Genomic DNA, 3277 nt, shown 5'->3' on the forward strand with positions numbered 1-3277 from the left:
CGGCCCGCGGCTGCCGGCGCGCACTCCGGCGCGTTGCCGGTGCCGGCGGGCGGCGGGACCATGGAGTGACCTGCCGCGGCCCGGGCGCGGGCGCATCGTCGCCGCCCCCCGGCGCCGGCGGAGCACGTACGCGGCGGGTCGCGCACGAGCGCGGGCCCGCATTGACGGAGGCCGTCATGGAGGGCACGACACTCGACGAGATGAGGGCCGAACTGCGCGGCCCGGTCACCGGCCCGGAGGACCCGGACTACGGGCGCCGGCGCGCCCTGTACAACGCGATGATCGACCGCAGGCCCGCCGCGGTGCTGCGCTGCTCCGACGCGGGCGACGTCATGGAGGCGGTCGACTTCGTCCGGGAGCACGGGCTGCGCACGACGGTGCGCGGCGGCGGGCACAGCGGCGCCGGCCTGAGTGTGGCCGACGACGCCGTGGTGCTGGACCTGGCGCCGATGCGCTGGGCCCACGTGGACCCGGAGAGCAGGACCGCCATGGTGGGCGGCGGCAGTCTGCTCGGCGACCTCGACCACGCGGCCCACGCCTTCGGGCTCGCCACCCCGGCGGGCATCCAGTCGACGACGGGCGTGGGAGGCCTCGCGCTCGGCGGGGGCCACGGCCACCTCACCCGCCGCTACGGACTGACGTCCGACAACCTGCTCGCGGCCGACGTGGTGCTCGCCGACGGCCGGTTCGTCACCGCGGACGAACAGCGCCACCCCGACCTGTTCTGGGCGCTGCGCGGCGGCGGCGGCAACTTCGGCGTCGTCACGTCCTTCACCTTCCGCCTGCACCCCGTCGACACGGTCGGGGTGGCCGTGACCCTGTGGCCGGCCGAGCTGATCCCCGACGTCCTGGACTGGTACCGGCGCTTCCTGCCGTCCGCCGTCGAGGACCTCACCGGGTTCTTCGCGGAGCTGCGCGTTCCGCCGGGGCCGCCGTTCCCCGAGGAGATCCACGGACAGGCGATGTGCGGCGTCGTCTGGTGCTGGACGGGCGACCCGGGCGACCTGGAGGAGGCGGTCGCGCCGGTGCGCGAGGCGGGCCCGCCCGCCTTCCACTTCACGGCCCGCATGCCCTATCCGGCACTCCAGTCCATGTTCGACGACCTGCTGCCGCCCGGCCTGCAGTGGTACTGGCGCGGGGCGTTCTTCGACCGCATCACGGACGAGGCCGTCGACGTCCACAACCGCTTCGGCAACAGCTTGCCGACGCCTCTGTCGACCATGCACCTCTACCCGGTGGACGGCGCCGCGCACCGGCCGGGGCCCGACGCGACCGCCTGGGCCTACCGCGACGCGATGTGGTCGTGCGTCGTGGCGGGCATCGACCCCGATCCGGCGAACGCCGACGCCCTGAGGCAGTGGTGCGTGGACTACTGGAACGCGCTGCGGCCCAGCTCGATGGGCGGCGGATACGTCAATTTCATGGGCGCGGGCGAGGGTCCCGGCAACGTCAGGGCGAGCTACCGCGGCCACTACGACAGGCTCGAGGCCGTCAAGGCCGAGTACGACCCGCGGGGCCTGTTCCACGCCACGGTGGAGGCTGCGCCGCACGACGCGTGAGAGGCGGGCACGTCGCGGCACCGGCCGCGGGCACGTCGCGGCACCGGCCGCGGGCGGCGCAGGCCGCGGGCACGTCGCCGGGAAGGCCGCTCAGCCGCAGGCCGGGCGTGTGGGTTCGCCGGCGCGGCACGCCGCCCCGGTGCGGACCCTGCCGCGGGCCAGCCGCCGCACGAGGCGGACCAGTTCGGCGGGCTCGAAGGGCTTGGCGAGGAACGCGTCCGCGGCGGCCTCGTGCCCGGACTCCTGCTCGTGCCGGGTGCCCGCGCTGATGAGCGCGAGGGGCAGGTCGCGGGTGCGCGGATCGCCCCGCAGCAAGGCGGCCGTCTGGAGTCCGTCGAGGCGCGGCATCACGACGTCGAGCGTGATGACGTCGGGGGCGACCTCGTGGACCACCTCCAGGCACTCGACGCCGTCGGCAGCGGTCACGACCTCGAAACCCTCCAGTTCGAGGTTGACCCTGATCAACTGCCGGATGACTCGGTTGTCGTCGACAACGAGCACCCGACCCGACGCGCCTGACACAACTAGAGAGTAGGACGGACTCCGCTTCGCCGTCCGGCTTTTGCCGGTTTCCGGCGTCCGCCGGCGTCTGCGGCGGCCTCGCGCGGGGAGGGGCGCCGCGCCCCAAGTGGGCCGCGCCCGGCGCGGGTTGCGCGTGCGGGCGCGGGCGCCGCCGGCCCGCGCCCGCACGCGGCGGCGCGGGCGCCCGCGCGCGCGGGATCGCGCGGACGCGCGGGCCCGGCGGGAGAGCCCGCGCCCTGGACACCTGTCCCACCCGGGCCGCCCCGGCGAGCCGCCAGGACACGGCGGCGGGGAAGGAGAAGTCTGATCACCTCCGTACCCGCCGGCGCTCCGGCGGGTCCCCGCACGGAAAGGCGTTGAGGAACCCATCATGGAGCGGTCACCCCACACCCCGGTACCGTCGAGTGCCCTGTCGGGTGCGCCCTGCTGGGTGAGCCTGATGACCCACGACCTGGGCTCGGCCAGGGACTTCTACGGGGCGGTGCTCGGCTGGCGGTTCCGCGCGACGCCGCTCGGCGGCGAGTTCGCCGTCGCGCTCGACGAGGACGGGTCCCCGGTGGCGGGCGTGGGCGCGGTCGCCGGCAGCCTGCGCGCGGGCGTCGCGTGGCTCCCGTACTTCGGCGTCGCCGACGCCGACGCGACCGCCGCCCGCATCCGCGAGCGCGGCGCCACCGTGGCGGTGGGGCCGCTGACGATGACGGCGGGCAGGGCGGCGCTCGCCGCCGACCCGCAGGGCGCCACGTTCGGCTTCTGGGCCGGGATGACGATGGACAACTGGTCGGTCGGGCGCGGCGCGGCGCCCGCGACGGTCCGGCTGCGGACCCGGGACGCGTTCGCCGCGGCGATCTTCTACGCGGAGGTGCTGGGCTGGGCCGCCGGCCCCGAGTCGCGGTGCGACGTCCGCTACGAGGAGGACCACGTGCGGGTGACCGTGGACGGCTGCACCGTGGCCGAACTGTACGGCGGGGCGCTGGAGACACCGCCCGACCCGCAGGTCCGGCCCCGCTGGGAGGTGCACTTCCGGGTGCGGGACCTGGCCGCCGCGATCAGGGCCGCCACCGCCGCGGGCGGCTCCGTCGCCCTCCCGGCGGCGCCCGACCCGGCGAACGGCGCCGCGCAGATCGTGACGCTGCGCGACCCGGACGGCGGGCTGTTCACGCTGACGACGGCCTGACGCCCCGGCGGCCGGGCGGGGC

3 protein-coding genes are annotated in these 3277 nt (G+C 76.3%); 2 read left to right on the forward strand and 1 reads right to left on the reverse strand.

Features of this window, described 5'->3' with window-relative positions:
- The first annotated feature begins 176 nt into the window (after positions 1-176).
- Entirely contained in the window at positions 177-1559 is a 1383-nt protein-coding gene (locus L1885_RS25990) for an FAD-binding oxidoreductase (protein WP_235799605.1), read from the forward strand.
- Positions 1560-1649: 90 nt separating this feature from the next.
- On the opposite strand, the gene L1885_RS25995 is transcribed toward L1885_RS25990, so the two are convergent.
- Complete coding sequence (locus L1885_RS25995) at positions 1650-2081, reverse strand: response regulator (protein WP_235799606.1); 432 nt, start codon at positions 2079-2081, stop codon at positions 1650-1652.
- Positions 2082-2520: 439 nt separating this feature from the next.
- Here L1885_RS25995 and L1885_RS26000 point away from each other — a divergent pair, with 439 nt between their 5' ends.
- Complete coding sequence (locus tag L1885_RS26000; protein ID WP_235799607.1) at positions 2521-3255, forward strand: VOC family protein; 735 nt, start codon at positions 2521-2523, stop codon at positions 3253-3255.
- Positions 3256-3277: the final 22 nt, after the last annotated feature.

Source organism: Streptomyces fuscigenes (assembly GCF_021556455.1).
Taxonomy (GTDB): Bacteria; Actinomycetota; Actinomycetes; order Streptomycetales; family Streptomycetaceae; genus Streptomyces; species Streptomyces fuscigenes.